The sequence below is a fragment of the Brevundimonas sp. genome, assembly GCF_046295075.1.
Classification (GTDB): domain Bacteria; phylum Pseudomonadota; class Alphaproteobacteria; order Caulobacterales; family Caulobacteraceae; genus Brevundimonas.
This window is the reverse complement of record NZ_JBKBOC010000008.1, coordinates 80,485-97,710: the sequence shown is the minus strand read 5'-3', so window position 1 is coordinate 97,710 and position 17,226 is coordinate 80,485. Positions and strand designations below refer to the sequence as shown.

General features: G+C 67.4%; 19 protein-coding genes. 10 read left to right on the top strand and 9 right to left on the bottom strand.

Annotated elements, in window-relative coordinates; all coding sequences use genetic code 11:
• Positions 1–415: 415 nt before the first annotated feature.
• The 5 genes from ACK4MH_RS08710 to dnaQ are packed head-to-tail and all read left to right on the top strand — an operon-like array spanning position 416 to position 4,123.
• Complete coding sequence (locus ACK4MH_RS08710; RefSeq protein ID WP_409717118.1) at positions 416–1,285, top strand: pyruvate, water dikinase regulatory protein; 870 nt, start codon at positions 416–418, stop codon at positions 1,283–1,285.
• Positions 1,282–1,920 carry a Maf family protein gene (locus tag ACK4MH_RS08705; protein ID WP_409717116.1) on the top strand — a complete coding sequence of 213 codons (639 nt, stop codon included), beginning with the start codon at positions 1,282–1,284 and terminating at the stop codon, positions 1,918–1,920. The genes ACK4MH_RS08710 and ACK4MH_RS08705 overlap by 4 nt, the downstream gene beginning before the upstream one ends.
• Positions 1,917–2,747: a shikimate dehydrogenase family protein gene (locus ACK4MH_RS08700; protein ID WP_409717114.1), complete on the top strand. Its 831-nt coding sequence runs from the start codon at positions 1,917–1,919 to the stop codon at positions 2,745–2,747. The genes ACK4MH_RS08705 and ACK4MH_RS08700 overlap by 4 nt, the downstream gene beginning before the upstream one ends.
• Positions 2,744–3,376 carry a dephospho-CoA kinase gene (coaE, locus tag ACK4MH_RS08695; protein WP_409717112.1) on the top strand — a complete coding sequence of 211 codons (633 nt, stop codon included), beginning with the start codon at positions 2,744–2,746 and terminating at the stop codon, positions 3,374–3,376. Before ACK4MH_RS08700 ends, coaE begins: the two co-directional genes overlap by 4 nt.
• Before the next feature lie 24 nt (positions 3,377–3,400).
• On the top strand, positions 3,401–4,123 hold the full coding sequence (dnaQ, locus tag ACK4MH_RS08690; protein ID WP_409717110.1) for a DNA polymerase III subunit epsilon: 723 nt from the start codon (positions 3,401–3,403) through the stop codon (positions 4,121–4,123).
• 91 nt (positions 4,124–4,214) lie between these two features.
• On the opposite strand, the gene dapB is transcribed toward dnaQ, so the two are convergent.
• From dapB to dnaK, 3 genes are all read right to left on the bottom strand, one after another.
• Entirely contained in the window at positions 4,215–4,964 is a 750-nt protein-coding gene (dapB, locus tag ACK4MH_RS08685) for a 4-hydroxy-tetrahydrodipicolinate reductase (RefSeq protein WP_409717108.1), read from the bottom strand.
• On the bottom strand, positions 4,961–6,163 hold the full coding sequence (gene dnaJ / locus ACK4MH_RS08680; RefSeq protein WP_409717106.1) for a molecular chaperone DnaJ: 1,203 nt from the start codon (positions 6,161–6,163) through the stop codon (positions 4,961–4,963). The genes dapB and dnaJ overlap by 4 nt, the downstream gene beginning before the upstream one ends.
• A 173-nt stretch (positions 6,164–6,336) precedes the next feature.
• The gene (gene dnaK, locus ACK4MH_RS08675) at positions 6,337–8,244 is read right to left on the bottom strand and encodes a molecular chaperone DnaK (protein WP_409717104.1); all 1,908 of its coding nucleotides are present in this window, start codon (positions 8,242–8,244) and stop codon (positions 6,337–6,339) included.
• A gap of 291 nt (positions 8,245–8,535) precedes the next feature.
• Between dnaK and ACK4MH_RS08670 the strand changes: the two genes are divergently transcribed.
• Positions 8,536–8,907: a hypothetical protein gene (locus ACK4MH_RS08670; RefSeq protein WP_409717103.1), complete on the top strand. Its 372-nt coding sequence runs from the start codon at positions 8,536–8,538 to the stop codon at positions 8,905–8,907.
• Entirely contained in the window at positions 8,870–9,511 is a 642-nt protein-coding gene (locus ACK4MH_RS08665; protein ID WP_409717101.1) for an alpha-ketoglutarate-dependent dioxygenase AlkB, read from the top strand. Before ACK4MH_RS08670 ends, ACK4MH_RS08665 begins: the two co-directional genes overlap by 38 nt.
• 3 nt (positions 9,512–9,514) lie before the next feature.
• On the opposite strand, the gene ACK4MH_RS08660 is transcribed toward ACK4MH_RS08665, so the two are convergent.
• Positions 9,515–10,315, bottom strand: a complete 801-nt coding sequence (locus tag ACK4MH_RS08660; protein WP_409717099.1) for a siderophore-interacting protein — start codon at positions 10,313–10,315, stop codon at positions 9,515–9,517.
• Entirely contained in the window at positions 10,312–10,854 is a 543-nt protein-coding gene (locus ACK4MH_RS08655) for a PadR family transcriptional regulator (RefSeq protein WP_409717098.1), read from the bottom strand. Before ACK4MH_RS08655 ends, ACK4MH_RS08660 begins: the two co-directional genes overlap by 4 nt.
• 236 nt (positions 10,855–11,090) lie before the next feature.
• Between ACK4MH_RS08655 and ACK4MH_RS08650 the strand changes: the two genes are divergently transcribed.
• From ACK4MH_RS08650 to ACK4MH_RS08640, 3 genes are read left to right on the top strand one after another with little or no spacing between them, the layout of a single operon-like run.
• Positions 11,091–11,798, top strand: a complete 708-nt coding sequence (locus ACK4MH_RS08650) for a dienelactone hydrolase family protein (protein WP_409717096.1) — start codon at positions 11,091–11,093, stop codon at positions 11,796–11,798.
• A 57-nt stretch (positions 11,799–11,855) separates the two neighbouring features.
• Positions 11,856–12,335: an Rrf2 family transcriptional regulator gene (locus tag ACK4MH_RS08645; RefSeq protein ID WP_409717094.1), complete on the top strand. Its 480-nt coding sequence runs from the start codon at positions 11,856–11,858 to the stop codon at positions 12,333–12,335.
• A gap of 19 nt (positions 12,336–12,354) precedes the next feature.
• Entirely contained in the window at positions 12,355–13,269 is a 915-nt protein-coding gene (locus ACK4MH_RS08640; protein WP_409717092.1) for an NAD(P)/FAD-dependent oxidoreductase, read from the top strand.
• Here ACK4MH_RS08640 and ACK4MH_RS08635 read toward each other — a convergent pair.
• The 4 genes from ACK4MH_RS08635 to murJ all read right to left on the bottom strand — a co-directional run bounded on the left by ACK4MH_RS08635 (position 13,266) and on the right by murJ (position 17,213).
• On the bottom strand, positions 13,266–13,730 hold the full coding sequence (locus ACK4MH_RS08635; protein ID WP_409717090.1) for an OsmC family protein: 465 nt from the start codon (positions 13,728–13,730) through the stop codon (positions 13,266–13,268). The two genes, ACK4MH_RS08640 and ACK4MH_RS08635, sit on opposite strands and share 4 nt — an antisense overlap.
• 12 nt (positions 13,731–13,742) lie before the next feature.
• Positions 13,743–14,438: a GNAT family N-acetyltransferase gene (locus ACK4MH_RS08630; RefSeq protein ID WP_409717088.1), complete on the bottom strand. Its 696-nt coding sequence runs from the start codon at positions 14,436–14,438 to the stop codon at positions 13,743–13,745.
• A 10-nt stretch (positions 14,439–14,448) separates the two neighbouring features.
• Positions 14,449–15,492, bottom strand: coding sequence for a tryptophan--tRNA ligase (trpS, locus tag ACK4MH_RS08625; RefSeq protein ID WP_409717086.1), 1,044 nt, complete (start codon positions 15,490–15,492; stop codon positions 14,449–14,451).
• 125 nt (positions 15,493–15,617) lie between these two features.
• A complete protein-coding gene (gene murJ, locus ACK4MH_RS08620; protein WP_409717084.1) occupies positions 15,618–17,213 on the bottom strand; it encodes a murein biosynthesis integral membrane protein MurJ in 1,596 nt (531 codons plus the stop codon).
• Positions 17,214–17,226: the final 13 nt, after the last annotated feature.

Sequence of the window (17,226 nt, the reverse complement as noted above, 5' to 3'; positions counted from 1 at the left end):
TCCCTAATCAGATTAAGAATTAAAAGATTCGAAGTGGCAGGTAGGGCGGTGGAATGGCGGGGATGACTTCAGGGCAGCCGGCGGAACAAAAGCGGATATCCACGCCCCGAGCATCCTTAACGGGGACGCCATGGGCGACAATCCCGCCGGTGGACAATCCCTAACGAAACCTTAACAGGCAAGGGTTTGCGGGGGCTTGCGCCTGTGAGCACGGTTAAGCGTCGTTAACCCTTCATTAGGATTTTCCACAGCGATGGAGAAACCGGTTTTCCGCCTTGGGATGATCCGCCCTCGGATGGGGACCGCCATCCACCGTCATCCCCGCTCGCGGGCCGCGCGAGGAGGGGCTAAGGAAAACGGCGCCCCGACGGTCCAACGCCGTCCCCTAACTTTCAACAGGGAGACAGACAGTCTCATGAGCCCAGCGAGACCTTCGGGACCGGCCCGGCTGGCCACCTATTTTCATGTGCATCTGGTGTCGGATTCGACCGGCGAGACCCTGAACGCCATGGCCAAGGCGGTGACGGCGCGGTTCGACGGCGTCATTCCCATCGAGCACATCTACGCCCTGGTCCGTTCGGCCAAGCAGATGGACCGGGTGCTGCACGAGGTCGCGGCCGCGCCGGGCGTGGTGCTGCACACTCTGGTCGACCGCGAGCTGCGCGAACAGCTGGAGGAAGGGTGTCGTCGGCTGGACATGCCGCAGATCGGGGCCTTGGATCCGCTGGTCGGCGCCATGTCGCGCTATCTGGGCGCGGCCCTGTCGACCCGTGTCGGCGCCCAGCACGCTCTGGACCACGACTATTTCAACCGGATCGCGGCGCTGGACTTCGCCATGGCCTATGACGATGGCCAAGGGTCGCTGGAGCAGCTGGAAGGCGCTGACGTGGTGCTGTGCGGCGTCAGTCGCACGTCCAAGACCCCGACCTGCATCTATCTGGCCCACCGCGGCATCCGGGCGGCCAACGTGCCGCTGGTGCCGGGCCAGGAAGACGGCGAGCGGCTGACGAAGCTGAAGAAGCCGCTGGTGATCGGCCTGACGGTGTCGCCCGACCGGCTGGTTCAAATCCGCCGCAACCGCATCGACAATCTGAACGCCAACCAGTCGTCCAACTACACCGATCAGGACGCCGTCCGCGACGAGACGATCAAGGCGCGGCGCGCCTTCGAGCGGCGCGGCTGGCCCACCATCGACGTGACCCGTCGCTCGGTCGAGGAAACGGCGGCGGCGATTACCAACCTGCTCAGCGAACATCGCAACCACAAGATCGGGACGACCTGGTGAAATCGGAGCTTTCAGCTGCGCTACCGCCCTCCGGGCTGCTTGAGCGCGAAACCCTGATCCTCGCGTCCAAGAGCGCCGCCCGTCGCGCCATACTGGAAAACGCCGGCGTGGCCTTCGAGGTGCGTGTCGCCGATATGGACGAGGACGCGATCAAGGCTGTGTCCGGCGATCTGGACGCGGCGGCCTTGGCGGTGCGTCTTGCTGAGGCCAAGGCCCTGGCCGTGTCGCGCGACGACGAAAAGGCCTGGGTGTTGGGTTCGGACCAGACCCTGGCCTTCGATGGCGGCCTGGTGTCAAAGGCGAAATCGCTAGATACGGCGCGCGAGCGGCTGAAAGTCATGCGCGGCCGGTCGCACCAGCTGCATTCCGGCGCCGCCCTGGCGACCAAGGGTCAGATCGTCTGGTCGGGGGTCGATACGGTCGAGATGCGGATGCGGGATTTCTCCGACGCCTTCCTCGACGCCTATCTGGCGACAGAAGGCGAGGCCCTGCTGTCCTGCGTCGGATCATACCGGCTGGAGGGTCTGGGGTCTCAGCTGTTCGAGGCGGTGGATGGGGACTATTTCACCGTCCTGGGCCTGCCCCTGTGGCCCGTGTTGGTCGAACTGCGGCGGGCGGGAGTGATCGCGGCATGAGCGTCAATCGCATTACCGGCGCAGCCATGGTGGCTGGGATCGCCGGCAATCCGGTGGCCCATTCGCTCAGCCCCGTGATCCACAACGCCTGGCTGGCGGCGGGCGACATCGACGGCGCCTATGTCCCCTTCGCCCCCGCCGATGCAGCCGGGTTCGAGGCCTTGGTTGCGGCCGGGCGTGCGGGCCTGATCATGGGCCTGAACGTCACCGCGCCCTTCAAGGAACAGGCCTTCGCCCTGGCCGACACGGCGACGGCGGCGGCGCGGCTGACGTCCTCGGCTAACATCCTGACGTTCGACGACGGCCGCGTATCCGCCGACAGTTCCGACGGCGTCGGCCTGATGCGGGGTCTGAAGGAGCAGGCGCCGGATCTGGACATCGCCGGCCGGCCGGTGGTCATGCTGGGCGCCGGCGGTGCGGCGCGCGCCGGGTCGGGGGCGCTGGTCGAGGCCGGGGCGGAGGTTCGCATCGTCAATCGGTCGCCGGAACGGGCCCAGGCCCTGGCCGCCGATCTGGGTCCGTCGGTGCGGGTCATGGCGGCGCCGGACGCCTTTGACGGCGCGGCCCTAGTCGTCAATGCGCTCAGTGTCTCGCCGGAGATCGACTTCGCATTGATCGCACCGGGCACGGTGATGATGGACATGACGTACAAGCCGCTGGCCACGCCATTCCTGACGGCTGCGCGTGAACGAGGGCTGCCGACGGTGGATGGTCTGGCCATGCTGATCGGCCAGGCGGCGCCGTCGTTCCAGGCCCTGTTTCGTCGCCCTCCTCCAGCGCTGGACCTGCGCGCCCTGCTGATGGCGCACCTGGGCGAGATGGCATGATCCTGCTCGGTCTCACCGGCTCCATCGGCATGGGCAAGTCGACGACGACGGCGATGTTCGCCGATCTGGGCGCGGTCGTCTGGAACGCCGACGACGCGGTGCATCGCCTCTATGCCCCTGGCGGCGCGGCGGTTGAGCCCGTGGGAGAGGCCTTCCCCGGCGTGGTCGTCAATGGCGCCGTGGACAGAACCCGCCTGGCCGAGGCGCTGGGCCGCGACGAGACCGCCTTTCGTCGGCTGGAAACCATCGTCCATCCGCTGGTCGCCCAAGGTCGGGCGGAGGATCTTGAGGCGGTGCGCGCTGCGGGAACCCGGCTGGCGGTCCTCGACATCCCCCTGCTGTTCGAGACCGGGGGCGACAAGGTCGTCGACGCCGTGGTCGTCGTCACCGCCGATCCCGCGATCCAGGCCGAGCGTGTCCTGGCCCGTCCCGGCATGACGCGAGAACGGTTCGACGCCATCCTCGCGCGTCAGATGCCGGACGCCGAAAAGCGCGCCCGCGCGGATTTCGTGATCGACACCGGCCGTGGCCTCGACGCGGCGCGAGCGGAGGTCGAGGCGATCGTCGCCACCGTTCTGGAGCCGTCGTGGATATCTCCCCGGCAAGGCGCGGCTGGCCTTTCGCACTGAGGCGAATGTCTCCATTAAGGGGACATGGCGCGCGAAATCGTTCTGGATACCGAGACTACCGGCTTCGACCCCAAGACGGGCGATCGACTGATCGAGGTCGGCTGTATCGAGATCCAGGATCTGCTGCCGACCGGCCGCACCTTCCATCGTTTCGTCAATCCCGAGCGGCTGATCCCGCCCGATGCGATCCGGGTTCACGGCATCACCGACGACAAGGTCAAGGATGCGCCCAAGTTCGCCGAGATCGCCGACGATCTGATCGAATTCATCGGCGACGCGCAGATGATCGCGCACAACGCGGCCTTCGACCGCAACTTCATCGACCATGAGTACAAGCTGTGCGGCCGCCCGATCACGGGCGAGGCGCGCTGGATCGATACGCTGAAACTGGCCCAGACCCGGTTTCCGGGCATGCCCAACTCGCTGGACGCCCTGTGCAAACGCTACAAGGTGTCGCTGGTCGAGCGGACGCTGCACGGCGCACTGATCGACGCCCGTCTGCTGGCGGAAGTCTATCTGGAGCTTCGCGGCGGCAAGGAGCGGGTGCTGGACCTGTCGTCCGGCCCGGTCGGCCGCGGTCCCGGCGGCGCGCTGGAAATCGCCGCCTATGGCCAGCGTCCGCGCCCGCTCGCGCTGCGCTCCACGCCCGAGGAACAGGCGGCCCACGTCGCCTTCTTGGCCAAGGCGCTGAAGGATCGCTCGCTTTGGGAGGCCTATGGCCTGCCGGCGCACGAAGATGCGGCCTAACTCTCCGACGACCCAGCCCCACGATCACTTTGCGCTCAAGTCGTGAGCGACCGCGTCGCGAACGTAGCGCGGCGCATCAGCGCCCCAGGCATCAAGCCTGACGGAAGCCCAGCACGTCCTGCATGTCGTAGAGGCCGGTCTTGCGTGTCCGCACCCAGGCTGCGGCGGCGACGGCGCCCTTGGCGAACAGGCTGCGATCAATGGCCGAGTGGCTGAGGGTCAGGACTTCGTCCTCGGAAGCGAACAAGACCGTATGTTCGCCGATGATGCCGCCGGCGCGGATGGAGGAGAAGCCGATCTTGCCGCTCTCGCGTTCGCCCTGAACCCCGTCATAGGGTTTGGACTGAAGCTCGGACAGATCAGTGAAGCGGCCCTCGGCGGCCGCCTCGCCCAGCATCAGGGCGGTGCCCGACGGCGAATCGACCTTCCTGCGGTGGTGGGCCTCGGTGATCTCGATGTCCCAGTCTTGGGCGTCCAGACGCTGGGCGGCGTGCTGGACCAGGCCGATCAGGATGTTGACGCCAAGGGAGAAGTTGCCGCTCTTGACGATGGCGATCTTCTCGGCGGCCTTCATCAGATCGGCCTCCTGCTCTGCCGTGAAGCCGGTGGAGCCGATGACCAGGCTGGGTCCGCCGCGCTCGGCCGCGCTCTGCGCCAGCGCCACCGAGGCGTCGGGCGTCGAGAAGTCGATGATGACGTCGCACAGAGAGATGTCGGCCGTCTCGCCCCAGTCGAAACGGGCGGCGACGACCACGTCCTCGCGTGCATCCAGCACCTGCGAAACCGCGCGACCCATCCGGCCGCGATAGCCGGAAATGCCGGCGTGGAAGATTGCGCTCAAACCGCGTTCTCTTTCGATCCGTCCGCATCCTGATTGCCCAGGATGTCGGCCCAGAAGCGCTTCGCCTTTCCGGCGAAGCTGGAGTTGCGAGGGTTCTGCCCCTCGCCGAACGACAGGGCAAGCTCTTCCAGCAACTCACGCTGGCGCGCGGTCAGATCGGTGGGCGTCTCGACGAACAGCTCGACCACCAGGTCGCCCCGGTTTCGGCCGTTCAGATGCGGCATGCCCTTGCCCTTGATCCGGACGGTCTTGCCGGTCTGTGCGCCGGCCGGCACGGTGACGGCGGCCCTGCACTTGCCGTCGCAGGCGGCCGACACCAGGCAGGGCGCATCGATCTCGCCGCCCAGGGCCGCCACCGTCATCGGCACGGGCACGGTGACCAGCAGGTCCAGGTTGTCGCGTTCGAACAGATCGTGCGGCGTCACCGAGATGAAGACATACAGGTCCCCGCGCGGTCCGCCGCGCTGACCGGCATCGCCCTCGCCCGACAGGCGGATGCGCGAGCCGTCGTCGACGCCGGCCGGGATCTTGAGGTTCAGGGTGCGGTTTTTGCGGACCTGGCCGTGACCGTGGCAGGCGGTGCAGGGATCGGCGATCATCTGGCCCTGGCCGTGGCACCGGGGGCAGGTGCGCTCGACCTGGAAGAAGCCATTGGCCTGGCGCACGCGACCGGCGCCCTGGCAGGTGGTGCAGGTGACGGGCTTGGTGCCGGGCTTGGCGCCGGATCCTTCGCAGGTGTCGCAGGTCATGGTCGAGGGGATGTCGATCTCGACGTCCTCGCCCTTGTAGGCCTGCTCCAGGGTGATCTCCAGATCGTAGCGCAGGTCCGAGCCGCGACGCGGCCCGCCCTGTTGTCCCCGGCCCTGCTGACGGCCGCCGAACGCGTCCCCGAACGCATCGCCGAAGACCTGAGAGAAGATGTCGTTGATGTCGGAAAAGCCCTGCTGGCCCTGGCCGAAACCGCCGCCTGCGCCGCCGTTCACGCCCGCATGGCCGAACCGGTCGTAGGCGGCCCGCTTCTGCTCGTCCGACAGGACCGTATAGGCCTCGGAGATTTCCTTGAACTGGGCCATCGACTCTTCCGAACCGCCGTTGCGGTCGGGGTGATGGATCATCGCCAGCTTGCGGTAGGCGGCCTTCAGGCCAGGGGCGTCGATCGTGCGTTCGACGCCAAGAACCTCGTAATAATCACGCGCCATCGGGCGTCTGTCCTCATACTTCCCTTGCCGTTCGCCCCGGATCTCTGCGGACCCTGGAGGAAAACGGTGTCCCGGCTGACATGGGGGCCGGGACGAACGATGCAAGTTTCAGAAAAAGGCCCCGCCTATCGCAAGACAAGCGGGGCCGTATCATTTCAGCGCACTGTGGCGGATCAGGCGCTCTTCTTGTCGTCGCCGTCCGTGTCCGAGACTTCCTCGAACTCGGCGTCCACCACGCCGTCGTCGGCCGGGGCGGCGTCGCCTTCGCCCGCGCCCTGCTGCTGGGCGTACATGGCCTCGCCCAGCTTCATCGAGGCCTGGACCAGGGTGTTGGTCTTGGCGCGGATGTCTTCCGCGTCCGTGCCCTCACGCGCGGTCTTCAGCTCGGCTAGGCCGGTCTCGATGGCCGTCTTCTCGTCCGCGCCCACCTTGTCGCCGTGTTCGGCCAGGGCCTTCTCGGTCGAGTTGATCAGGCTGTCGGCGGCGTTCTGGGCCTCGACCAGGTCCTTGCGGATCTTGTCGGAGGCGGCGTTGGCCTCGGCTTCCTTGACCATCTTGTCGATGTCGGCGTCCGACAGGCCGCCGTTCGCCTGGATGCGGATCGACTGTTCCTTGTTGGTCGCCTTGTCCTTGGCCGAGACGTTGACGATGCCGTTGGCGTCGATGTCGAAGGCGACCTCGATCTGCGGCATGCCGCGCGGCGACGGCGGAATGCCCATCAGGTCGAACTGACCCAGCATCTTGTTGTCCGACGCCATCGGACGCTCGCCCTGGAAGACGCGGATCGTCACGGCCGACTGGTTGTCATCGGCGGTCGAGAAGGTCTGGCTCTTCTTGGTCGGGATCGTCGTGTTGCGTTCGATCAGCGGGGTGAACACGCCGCCCAGGGTCTCGATGCCCAGGGTCAGCGGCGTCACGTCCAACAGCAGCACGTCCTTGACGTCGCCTTGCAGCACGCCGGCCTGAACGGCGGCGCCCAGGGCCACGACCTCGTCAGGGTTCACGCCCTTGTGCGGCTCCTTGCCGAAGAAGGCCTTCACGGCTTCCACGACCTTGGGCATGCGGGTCATGCCGCCGACCAGCACGACTTCATCGATGTCCGACGCCTTCAGGCCGGCGTCGGCCAGCGCCTTGCGGCACGGCTCGATGGTGCGCTGGACCAGGTCCTCGACCAGGGATTCCAGCTTGGCGCGCGTCAGCTTGATGTTCAGGTGCAGCGGACCCGACGCGTTCATGGTGATGAACGGCAGGTTGACCTCGTACTGGGTCGTGGTCGACAGCTCCTTCTTGGCCTTTTCGGCCTCTTCCTTCAGGCGCTGCAGGGCCAGCTTGTCTTGGCGCAGATCGACGCTCTGTTCTTTCTTGAACTCGTCGGCCAGATAATCGACCAGGCGCAGGTCGAAGTCCTCGCCGCCCAGGAAGGTGTCGCCGTTGGTGGACTTCACCTCGAACACGCCGTCGCCGATTTCCAGGACCGAGACGTCGAAGGTGCCGCCGCCCAGGTCATAGACGGCGATCTTCTGACCGTCGTTCTTTTCGAGGCCATAGGCGAGCGCGGCCGCAGTCGGCTCGTTGATGATGCGCAGCACTTCCAGGCCGGCGATCTTGCCGGCGTCCTTGGTGGCCTGACGCTGGCTGTCGTTGAAGTATGCGGGAACTGTGATGACGGCTTGGGTCACCTTGTCGCCCAGGAAGGCCTCGGCCGATTCCTTCATTTTCTGCAGGATGAAGGCCGAGATCTGCTGGGGGGAATAGTCCTTGCCGAAGGCGCGCACCCAGGCGTCGCCGTTCGGACCCTTGACGATCTCATAGGGCACCATGCCCTTGTCCTTGGCGACCACCGGATCATCGAAGCTGCGGCCGATCAGGCGCTTGATCGCGAAGAAGGTGTTGGACGGGTTGGTGACGGCCTGGCGCTTGGCGGGTTGGCCCACCAGCACTTCTGCGCCGTCCTGAATCGCCACGACCGACGGGGTCGTGCGGTTGCCCTCGGCGTTCTCGATGACCTTGGGGGTCTTGCCGTCCATGGCCGCCACGCAGGAGTTGGTGGTGCCGAGGTCGATGCCGATAATCTTGGCCATGTGCTCTTCAGTCTCTCTCGTTCAGCGGGCGATGCGGCGGCCTTCGAAGAAGCGCCGCGCGTGACCGCCCCCGGTTGGGTTGGCGTGGATCAGGCTGGATAGCCCCAAATTTCGCGGGGTTTCTCCAAAGCTGGCCCCGATATGGGAAAATCCCCCCCGCCTGCAAGGGCGTTCTGCGATTCAACCCCTTTCGCAGAACGATGAAATTCGAAGATGCGAGGCCCGTGATTGTGCGGCATAAGAATTTTCGTCGCGCTCAGGGGATCGCGATCGATGAAGGGAGAGGAAACAATGATCACGACCACGCTCAAGGCAGCGGTCGCCATGGCCGTTCTGATCGGAGCAGGCGCTGCGGCCGCACCGCCGCCCGCGACGGCGCCGACGGTTCAGTCGCGCGACGGTTACGACCGCCATGTCACCATCAAGAACCGCACCGGCTGGACCATGCTGCGCTTCTATGCGTCGGACTCGCGCAAGGACGACTGGGAAGAGGACATCCTGGGCGACGACGTGCTGGAAAACGGGCAGAATGTGCGCATCAATATCGATGACGGCTCGGGCGCCTGCATCTATGACTTCAAGGCCGAGTTCACCAACGGCGAGGAGTTGACCCGTTCACGCATCAATGTCTGCGAAATCGACGAATACAGCTACACCCGCTGAGGTGAAGACCGCCGTCGAGGGCTTTCGGCTGTGGCCGGGGGCGCTCGATGCGGCGGCGCAGGCCGGTCTGGTCGCCGAGGTGTTCGCGCGGCTGGATCAGGCCCCGCTCTATCGACCGACCACGCCGGCCGGCCGGCCCTTTTCGGTGCGAATGAGCAATTTCGGGCCGCTGGGCTGGGTCTCGGATCGTGGCGGCTATCGCTATCAGGCGACCCATCCCGACACAAAAAGGCCTTGGCCACAGATCCCGCAGGTTCTGCTGGATCTGTGGGACGCAACGGTCGGCTGGCCCGAACCGCCGGATGCCTGTCTGGTCAACCTGTATCGCGAGGGGGCGAAGATGGGCCTGCATCAGGATCGCGACGAGGCCGATCTCGGCGCGCCGGTCCTGTCTGTGTCGCTGGGGGATACGGCGATGTTTCGCATCGGCGCAGCCGAGGGCGGGCGCACTACGACCTTGAAGCTGGAAAGCGGCGACGTCTGCGCCCTGACGGGACCGGCGCGACTGGCCCGACACGGGATCGACCGCGTGCTGGAGGGGTCGTCGCGCCTGATCCCCGATGGCGGGCGTCTGAATCTGACCCTGCGCTGCGCGGGGGCTTGAGCCTCAGCCGTCGATCACCTCATGGGCGCCGACATCCCCTAGCCGCCAGTAGCCCGCCGCCTTCATCGCCTTCGGATCGAAGCCCAGAGCGATCAGGGCCACACGCAAGGCCTTGGCGACCTGGGATTCCGCCGCGATCCAGACATAGGCGTCGTCGCGTGAGACCTCGGCCGCCGCCGCAGAGGCGGCCTCGATCAAGGCGTCGGCCTGTCCGCGAGCGCCTGTCCGCTCGACCCAGATCTGGGTCAGGTCCGCGCGGGTCGCAAGCGCCAACCGCGAGGCCGCGTCTTCGACCTCGACCGCCGTCAGGACGCGCACCCCGGCAGGCAGCTCCTCCAGCCGCCGTGCGATGGCCGGCAGCGCCGTCTCGTCGCCGATCAGCACATGATCGGCATAGTCGGTCGGCACGACGAAGGAGCCGCGCGGCCCGCCGACGCCCATGACGCTTCCTACCGTCGCCGCCTCGGCCCACTCCGTCGCCGGTCCGCCATGGCCGATGACGAAGTCGATCGTCAGCCGGTTGGTCGCGGGATCATAGGCGCGGGGGGTGTAGTCGCGCGCGACCGGCCGGGGCTCGGGAAAGATCGGCCCGTCCGGCCCTGGCGTCGGCAGAACCACGGCCTCTCCGTCCCGCACGGGAAAGATCTTCACATGGTCGTCGAACCCGGCGCTGACGAAGCCGGTCAGGGCGTCGCCGCCCAGCACGATCCGTTTCAACGTCGGGGTCAGGGGCTCGACCGAGACCACCGACAGGGTGCGGAACTTCAGTTCGTGCCGTACCCGACGGGCTTCACGCACGCTCATGCCTTTTCGACCCTGTCGGCGGCCTCGGCCAGGATGGCGGCGATCGTTTCGACCTGATCGTCGGTCAGCGCCGTCTCGCTCGTCAGACGGCCGTGGATCGTGTGGCGCAGGCGGCCGATGGCGTCCTGGATCGCGGCTGGGCGCAGGGCGCGAGCGGCGAACTTGTCCATCGTCGCCTCGGCGGCGCGCAACACCTCGGCGTTCTCGACCAGCAGCGCCCGACCCTCGTCAGTGATGGAATACAGCTTCTTGCCGCCTTCGGCCTGGGAACTCAGGGCGCCCATTTCTTCCAGCAGGGTCAGGCTGGGGTAGATCACGCCGGGGCTGGGCGAATAGGCGCCGCCCAGTCGGGTCTCGACGGCCTTGATCAACTCATAGCCGTGGCTGGGTTTTTCGGCGATCAGCGACAACAGCACCCAACGTAGCGTGCCGTGGTCGAACAGACGACCGCCGCCGCGCCGTCCGTGCTTGTGGCCGTGACCGCGTCCCTCGCCGGCTTCCCAGCCAGGTCCGAAGTCGGCGCCGCGTCCGCCGCGCATACCACGCCCGAAGGCGAACCCGCCGTGACGACCGTGTTTTTCACCGCATCCGTCGCGGCGTCCTTGAAAAATCCCTTTGGACCTCATGATCGATTCCTTTCGATATATCTATTCACGAACGAATAGATATATCTGAATAACGAAATCCGCAAGAGGGGCTGGCGTTCGGGCGCAAGCTGCGGCGTAAATCGGGGATGGACGACCTCAAGCGCCGTTGGGCCCGCCTCGAACCCCACATGACCGTCGTGGGCCCTGACGACGACCGGCCACGGCCGGCGGTGCTGATGTTCCACGGCTGCGGCGGCCTGCGCGACCACCTGCCCCGCTACGCCGCGGCGGCCAAGGCGGCGGGTTGGCGGGCCTTCATCATCGATTCCTACGGGCCGCGCGGGTGGGGGCGGGCCTTCACCCTGACGGCGGTCTGCACCGGCCTGTCCTTCCGGGGCTACGAGCGGGCTGGGGACGTGCTGGCGGCGATCCAGGGTATCTCGGCTCGGCCTGACGTGGACGAAACCCAGCTGACCCTGGGCGGCTGGAGCCACGGCGGCTGGTCGATCATGGAGATGATGAGCGCCGAGCCGCTGCCCAACACCATGGGCGTCACGAACCCCGGCGACGCCGACCTGTCGGGCGTCCGCGCCGTCTGGCTGATGTATCCCTACATCGGCCCGTTCGCCTTCAACCGGATGAAGCCCTGGCGGCACTGCCCCAAGGTGCTGGCCGTGACCTGCAAACGCGATCACCTGACGACGCAGCGCAACGCCGAACAGGTCAACGCCATGATCCGCAACTGCGGCGCCGAGGTGGAGAGCTGGATCGCCGTCGGCACTCACGCCTTCGACGAGCCGACCAACAACGGCCCGATGCGCCACGATCCGGACCTGACCGAAGAGGCCCTGCGCCGCTTCCGCGCCTTCCTGACCGACGTCGCCCCTCACGTCTGAAAAGAATCTCGCAAGCCTGCCTTGACGCGCGGCCCATCACGTAACAATTGAAGTTACATGAAAAGAGATTCCCGCCTCTCCAACATCCTGCACGCCCTGCTCCACATGGCCGACCACGAGACGCGCACCGGGGCGCCCATGACCTCGGATCAGCTTGCCATCTGCCTGTCGACCAATCCGGTCGTGGTGCGCCGGACCATGGCGGGCCTGCGCGAACAGGGGCTGGTGGCCTCGGAAAAGGGGCATGGCGGCGGATGGCGGCTGGCCCGGCCGCTGGATCAAGTCACCTTGGGCCAGGTCAACACGGCCTTGGGCGACCCCGGCCTGTTTCCGGAAGCCCCGCCGGTCGAGGCAGAGGGCTGCCTGGTCGAGGCGGCGGTCAACGACGCGCTGGGCGAGACCTACGCCGCCGCCCGCGCCCTGCTGATCGCGCGACTGAACGACATCACCCTGGCCGATCTGGCGGCGGACTTCTCGCGCCGGATGGCCGAACACCCGAAGAGAGACCTGCTCCATGCCCACGCTCACAAGTCCTGAACCCCGGGAGTCCTCAATCATGCCGCACGACGCCCTGATCATCGGCGGTTCCTACGCCGGCCTGTCCGCCGCCCAGCAGCTGGTCCGCGCCCGTCGCCGTGTCCTGATCATCGACGACGGAAGGCCGCGCAACCGCTTCGCCGCCCGCGCCCATGGCGTCCTGGCTAACGACGGCCGACCGGGTGCGGAGATTACGGCGACGGCGCGGTCCCAGGTCGCGGCCTATCCCACTGCGGCCTTCCGCATGGCCGAGGCGGTCGCGGTCGAGCGTATCGACGGCGGCTTCTCGGTCGCCTTCGCCGACGGCACGCGCACTCGTGGCCGCCGGCTTCTGCTGTCGCATGGGGTCGAGGACGTGCTGCCCGATATTCCGGGCGTGAAGGAACGCTGGGGCCGCACGGCCCTGCACTGCCCCTGGTGTCACGGCTATGAGATCGGCGGCGGGCCTATCGGGGTGCTGGGACGCGGCGACCACGCGGTCCAGTATGCCGCGACCGTCGCGGAATGGGGCCAGGTCACCCTGTTCATGGGGTTGGAGGTCGGGCTGTCGCCGGAGGACGCCCATCTGCTGTACCGGCGCGGCGTGACCATCGAGACCACGCCCATCGCCCGGCTGGAGGGCGAGGCCCCCACCTTGACCAGCGCGCGGCTGACCAACGGGCGGTTCGTGGAGCTGAAGGCCATCTTCGTCGGCGCCAGCGTCCGCGTCGCCAGCCCGTTCGCCGAGCGGCTGGGCTGCGAGATGACCGACACGCCGATGGGCCGGGTGATCAAGGTGGACGCCATGCAGGCGACAAGCCAGCCGGGCGTCTTCGCCGCCGGCGACCTGGCCCGCGCGGCCTCCAACATCACCCTGGCGACCTCGGACGGCATGGTCGCCGCCCACGGCCTGTTCCGCTCCCTGATCGAGGAGGAGACGGCGGTCGCCGCCTAGCCGATGGTCGCCTCGACCGTGATGGTCGCGCGGACCGAATGGGCCATTTCGCAGTGTTCGTGGGCCTGGTGGTGCAGCGCGTCGATCTCGGCCTGGTCCGGTTCACGGCCGGTGAAGCTGGTGAAGGGGCGCAGCGTCACCTCGGCGAGGTAACGTTTGTCCTTCTCGTCCTTGCCCATCTTGCCCGAGGCCTCATCGACATAGGTGTCGACGACCGGGCCGGCGTTGGCGGCGAAGGCCAGGAACCACAGCATGTGGCAGCTGGACAGGGAGGCGATCATCGCCTCCTCCGGATCGACCCCCGCCGGATCGGACATCGGCACAGGCACGCTGGACGGCGCCGACGAGCCCGGCACGACGGCGCCGCCGTCGAAGGTCCAGGAGTGAGCGCGGCTGTAGCGCTTGTCGAGGAAGGGCTGATCGCCCCGGCTCCACGCGATTCTGGCTTCGTACACGCCCATGGCGATCTCTCCTCAGTCGGCCAGGATCGTATAGGTCATCGGCGCACGGATTTCGAAGCCCAGCGAGCGATAGAAGGCGATGGTCGCGTCGTGATCGGCGAAGGCGTGCAGGAAGGCCGCTTCGCCTGAAGCGAAGATTTCTCCGACCACCACCCGCGACAGGGCCGCCGCATATCCTTTCCCACGATGATCCGGGTGGGTGCAGATGCCGCTCAGTTCCGTGAACCCGTCCACCCGCAGCCGCCGCCCCGCCATGGCGACCAGCGCGCCGTCCTGCTTGATCCCGATGAAGGGACCGAGTTCGCGCGTCCTCGACCGAAACGGACCGGGCTTGGTCAGGGCCGCCAGCGCCAGCATGGCCGGGGCGTCGGCCTCGGTCAGGGTCTCGAAAACGGGGTCGGGCGCACGGGCGGCGCTCAGGGCCGTCGAAGTCATCTGCACCAGACCGATACGGCGATCGGCCGCGATCCCTTCGGGCAGCACATCGCGCATCGGCCCGTCTGAACGCTCGATCAGGCTGGCGCCCGGATGACGGCGCGCCATCTCGGTCAACCGGGCGCGGCTTTCTGGCGAGGTGTCGGCGGCGGCTAGGAAGACCCCGACCTCAGGATCGATCCGGACGGCGCGGGCGTCAGAGTCTGCCGTCGCGGACGACGACAGCCGCTTGGTCAGCGCATTCCAGACGGCGCGGTCGAGGGGGTGGCTCATGGCCGAAGATTTACGCCCGCCAGAAGCCGACGATCTTCTTGACCTCGTCCACCACCGGGTCGGCGACGGCGGCGGCGCGTTCGGCGCCGTCCTTCAGCACGCGGTCGATCTCGGCCGGATCGTCCATCAGGCGGCGCATTTCGGCCGTGACGGGGGCCAGGGAGGCCACCGCTAGGTCCGCCAGGGCCGGCTTGAAGGCGCCGAAGCCCTGACCGCCGAACTGTTCGATCACCTGTTCGCGGGTCAGGCCGGCCAGGGCGGCGTAAATGGCGACCAGGTTCTTGGCCTCGGGCCGGTCGTTCAGACCGTCCAGGGTTTCCGGCAGGGGCTCCGGGTCGGTCTTGGCGCGCTTGATCTTGGACGCGATGGCGTCCGCGTCGTCGGTCAGGTTGATGCGGCTGTTGTCCGACGGATCCGACTTGGACATCTTGGCCGCCCCGTCGCGCAGGGACATGACGCGGGTCGCCGGTCCCTGGATGATCGGCTCGGGCACAGGGAAATAACCGGGGACGCCGAAGTCGTTATTGAACTTGGCGGCGATGTCGCGGGTCAGTTCCAGATGCTGCTTCTGGTCCTCGCCGACCGGCACTTCGGTCGCCTTGTACAGCAGGATGTCGGCGGCCTGGAGCACGGGATAGGTGTAGAGGCCGACCGAGGCCCGCTCCTTGTGCTTGCCCGACTTCTCTTTGAACTGGGTCATCCGGTCCAGCCAGCCCAGGCGGGCGACGCAGTTGAAGATCCAGGCCAGTTCGGCATGGGCGCGCACGGCCGATTGCGGGAAGATGATCGATTTCGCCGGATCCAGGCCCGAAGCCAGATAGGCGGCGGCGATCTCGCGCGTCTGGGCCGCCAGCTTGGCCGGGTCCTGCCAGACGGTGATGGCGTGCATGTCGGCGACGAAGACGAAGACGGGCGCGCCCTGGTCCTGCAGCTCGACGAACCGCTTCAGTGCGCCGAGGTAGTTGCCCAGGTGCAGGGCGCCGGAGGCCTGGATGCCGGACAGGATGCGGCGTGGGCCGTCGTATGTCGCAACGGCTGGGGTCTGGTCAGTCATGGGGTCGGGTCTCGGAAGGTCGAAAGGCAGGCGTGGTGAAGGCGGCGGCGGTTCAGCCGCGCCATCGCCGGTCGGAAATCAGGCCCGAGGTCGTCATGGCCTCGCGCTTATCGGTTCCCCGTCTTTCAGTCCAGACCGGAGACCGCGCCGCCGCCCGGCTCGCGCCGCAGCGTCGCCTTCAGCTCAGACAGGGTCACGGCGCGGAAGGCGAAGAGGCAGACGCCATAGGCGGCCGCGCCCAGGCCGCAGACGACGAGGACGGCGATCTCCTTGGCCAGCAAAATCCGGCTCAGCAGACCATAGTTGATGCTGGCCAGCAGCAGCAGGCCGGCCATGACGGCGCTGGCGGCCAGGACGCGGGCGATGCGCGAGACGAAGGCGGGCGACGGTCGCCAGGCGTTCTCGTGGATCAGGACGCCGGCCAGCAGGCTGACATTGACCCAGGCCGAGACGCTGGTGGCGATGGCCAGGCCCAGCACGCCGTCCCAGCCCTGGGCGCGGAACCAAAAGAACAGGCCCGACCCCAGGACCACGGTGATGACCACGGCGGTGACCGCGAAATACATCGGCCGGCGCGTGTCTTCGCGCGCGAAGAAGGGCGGGGTCAGGACCTTGGCCAGGACGAAGGCCGGCACGCCCCAGGCGAACTGGCGCAGCACGTCGGCGGTGCGGGCGGCGTCGGCGCTGGTGAAGGCGCCGCGCGTCACCGTGGCGTCGATGATGAAGAAGGGAATGACGAACAGGGCGACGGCGGCCGGCAGGGTGAAGGCCATGGCCAGGTTGATGCCGTCGTCCAGAGTCTTCTGCCCGCCCTCGTGATCGCCGGAAACGAAGGCCCGGGTCAGGCGCGGCACCAGGGCCAGACCGATGGCCACCCCGACCAAGCCCAGCGGCAGTTGGTACAGACGGTCGGCGTTATAGAGGACGGAGCGGGCGCCGGCGTCCGACCCGGCCAGAACCTGCGACACGACCGAGTTCACCTGCATGGCCCCGCCGGCCATGGCGCCGGGGACGGCCAGGGCCAGGGCGCGCTTCACGTTCGGGGTCAGGCGCGGCAGGCCCAGCTTCAGCCTCACCCCCAGACGCCGCACGCCCCACCACAGGAGACCGGCCTGGATGACCCCCGAGACGGTGACCGCCGCGCTGGTGGCCAGCAACACCATGGCGGGCGAGACCGGCAACAAGAAACCACCCAACAGCGGCGCCAAGGTGCAAAGATTCAGAAAGACCGGCACCGCCGCTGACAGGGCGAACCGACCGCCGGTGTTCAACACTCCCGACAGCAGGGAGGCGATGGTCATGCAGGCCAGATAGGGCATGGCCAACTGTGTGGCGATCACCCCGACACGCATCACCTCGGCGTCGTCCTTCCAGGCCGACAGCAGCAGCGGCACGATCCACGGCATGGCGACCTGCAGCAGGATGCAGAAGGCCGCGACCACGGCGAACATGAAGGACATGGCCTCCGAGGCCGTGACGGCGGCGGCCTCGTCGCCCTCGCGCGTCTTGACCCCGCCATAGACCGGCACGAAGGCCTGGGCGAAGGCGCCCTCGGCGAACAGGCGCCGGAACATGTTGGGCAGCATCAGCGCCGTGGACCAGACGTCCATCAGCGCCCCCTGGCCGAAGTTCGCCGACAGGGCCAGATCGCGGCCGAAGCCCAGCAGGCGGCTGCCCAGCGTCAGGGTCGACTGCACCAGGGTATTGCGGGCGAGGCTCATGCGGACATTCGAC

What these genes read in the sequence shown, in the direction of transcription:
- ACK4MH_RS08710 (WP_409717118.1), top strand. Translation starts at nt 416, where the DNA reads ATGAGCCCAGCGAGACCTTCGGGACCGGCCCGGCTGGCCACCTATTTT.
- ACK4MH_RS08700 (WP_409717114.1), top strand. Translation starts at nt 1,917, where the DNA reads ATGAGCGTCAATCGCATTACCGGCGCAGCCATGGTGGCTGGGATCGCC.
- coaE (WP_409717112.1), top strand. Translation starts at nt 2,744, where the DNA reads ATGATCCTGCTCGGTCTCACCGGCTCCATCGGCATGGGCAAGTCGACG.
- dnaQ (WP_409717110.1), top strand. Translation starts at nt 3,401, where the DNA reads ATGGCGCGCGAAATCGTTCTGGATACCGAGACTACCGGCTTCGACCCC.
- dnaJ (WP_409717106.1), bottom strand. Translation starts at nt 6,163, where the DNA reads ATGGCGCGTGATTATTACGAGGTTCTTGGCGTCGAACGCACGATCGAC.
- dnaK (WP_409717104.1), bottom strand. Translation starts at nt 8,244, where the DNA reads ATGGCCAAGATTATCGGCATCGACCTCGGCACCACCAACTCCTGCGTG.
- ACK4MH_RS08670 (WP_409717103.1), top strand. Translation starts at nt 8,536, where the DNA reads ATGATCACGACCACGCTCAAGGCAGCGGTCGCCATGGCCGTTCTGATC.
- ACK4MH_RS08665 (WP_409717101.1), top strand. Translation starts at nt 8,870, where the DNA reads ATGTCTGCGAAATCGACGAATACAGCTACACCCGCTGAGGTGAAGACC.
- ACK4MH_RS08660 (WP_409717099.1), bottom strand. Translation starts at nt 10,315, where the DNA reads ATGAGCGTGCGTGAAGCCCGTCGGGTACGGCACGAACTGAAGTTCCGC.
- ACK4MH_RS08655 (WP_409717098.1), bottom strand. Translation starts at nt 10,854, where the DNA reads ATGCGCGGCGGACGCGGCGCCGACTTCGGACCTGGCTGGGAAGCCGGC.
- ACK4MH_RS08650 (WP_409717096.1), top strand. Translation starts at nt 11,091, where the DNA reads ATGACCGTCGTGGGCCCTGACGACGACCGGCCACGGCCGGCGGTGCTG.
- ACK4MH_RS08645 (WP_409717094.1), top strand. Translation starts at nt 11,856, where the DNA reads ATGAAAAGAGATTCCCGCCTCTCCAACATCCTGCACGCCCTGCTCCAC.
- ACK4MH_RS08640 (WP_409717092.1), top strand. Translation starts at nt 12,355, where the DNA reads ATGCCGCACGACGCCCTGATCATCGGCGGTTCCTACGCCGGCCTGTCC.
- ACK4MH_RS08635 (WP_409717090.1), bottom strand. Translation starts at nt 13,730, where the DNA reads ATGGGCGTGTACGAAGCCAGAATCGCGTGGAGCCGGGGCGATCAGCCC.
- ACK4MH_RS08630 (WP_409717088.1), bottom strand. Translation starts at nt 14,438, where the DNA reads ATGAGCCACCCCCTCGACCGCGCCGTCTGGAATGCGCTGACCAAGCGG.
- trpS (WP_409717086.1), bottom strand. Translation starts at nt 15,492, where the DNA reads ATGACTGACCAGACCCCAGCCGTTGCGACATACGACGGCCCACGCCGC.
- murJ (WP_409717084.1), bottom strand. Translation starts at nt 17,213, where the DNA reads ATGAGCCTCGCCCGCAATACCCTGGTGCAGTCGACCCTGACGCTGGGC.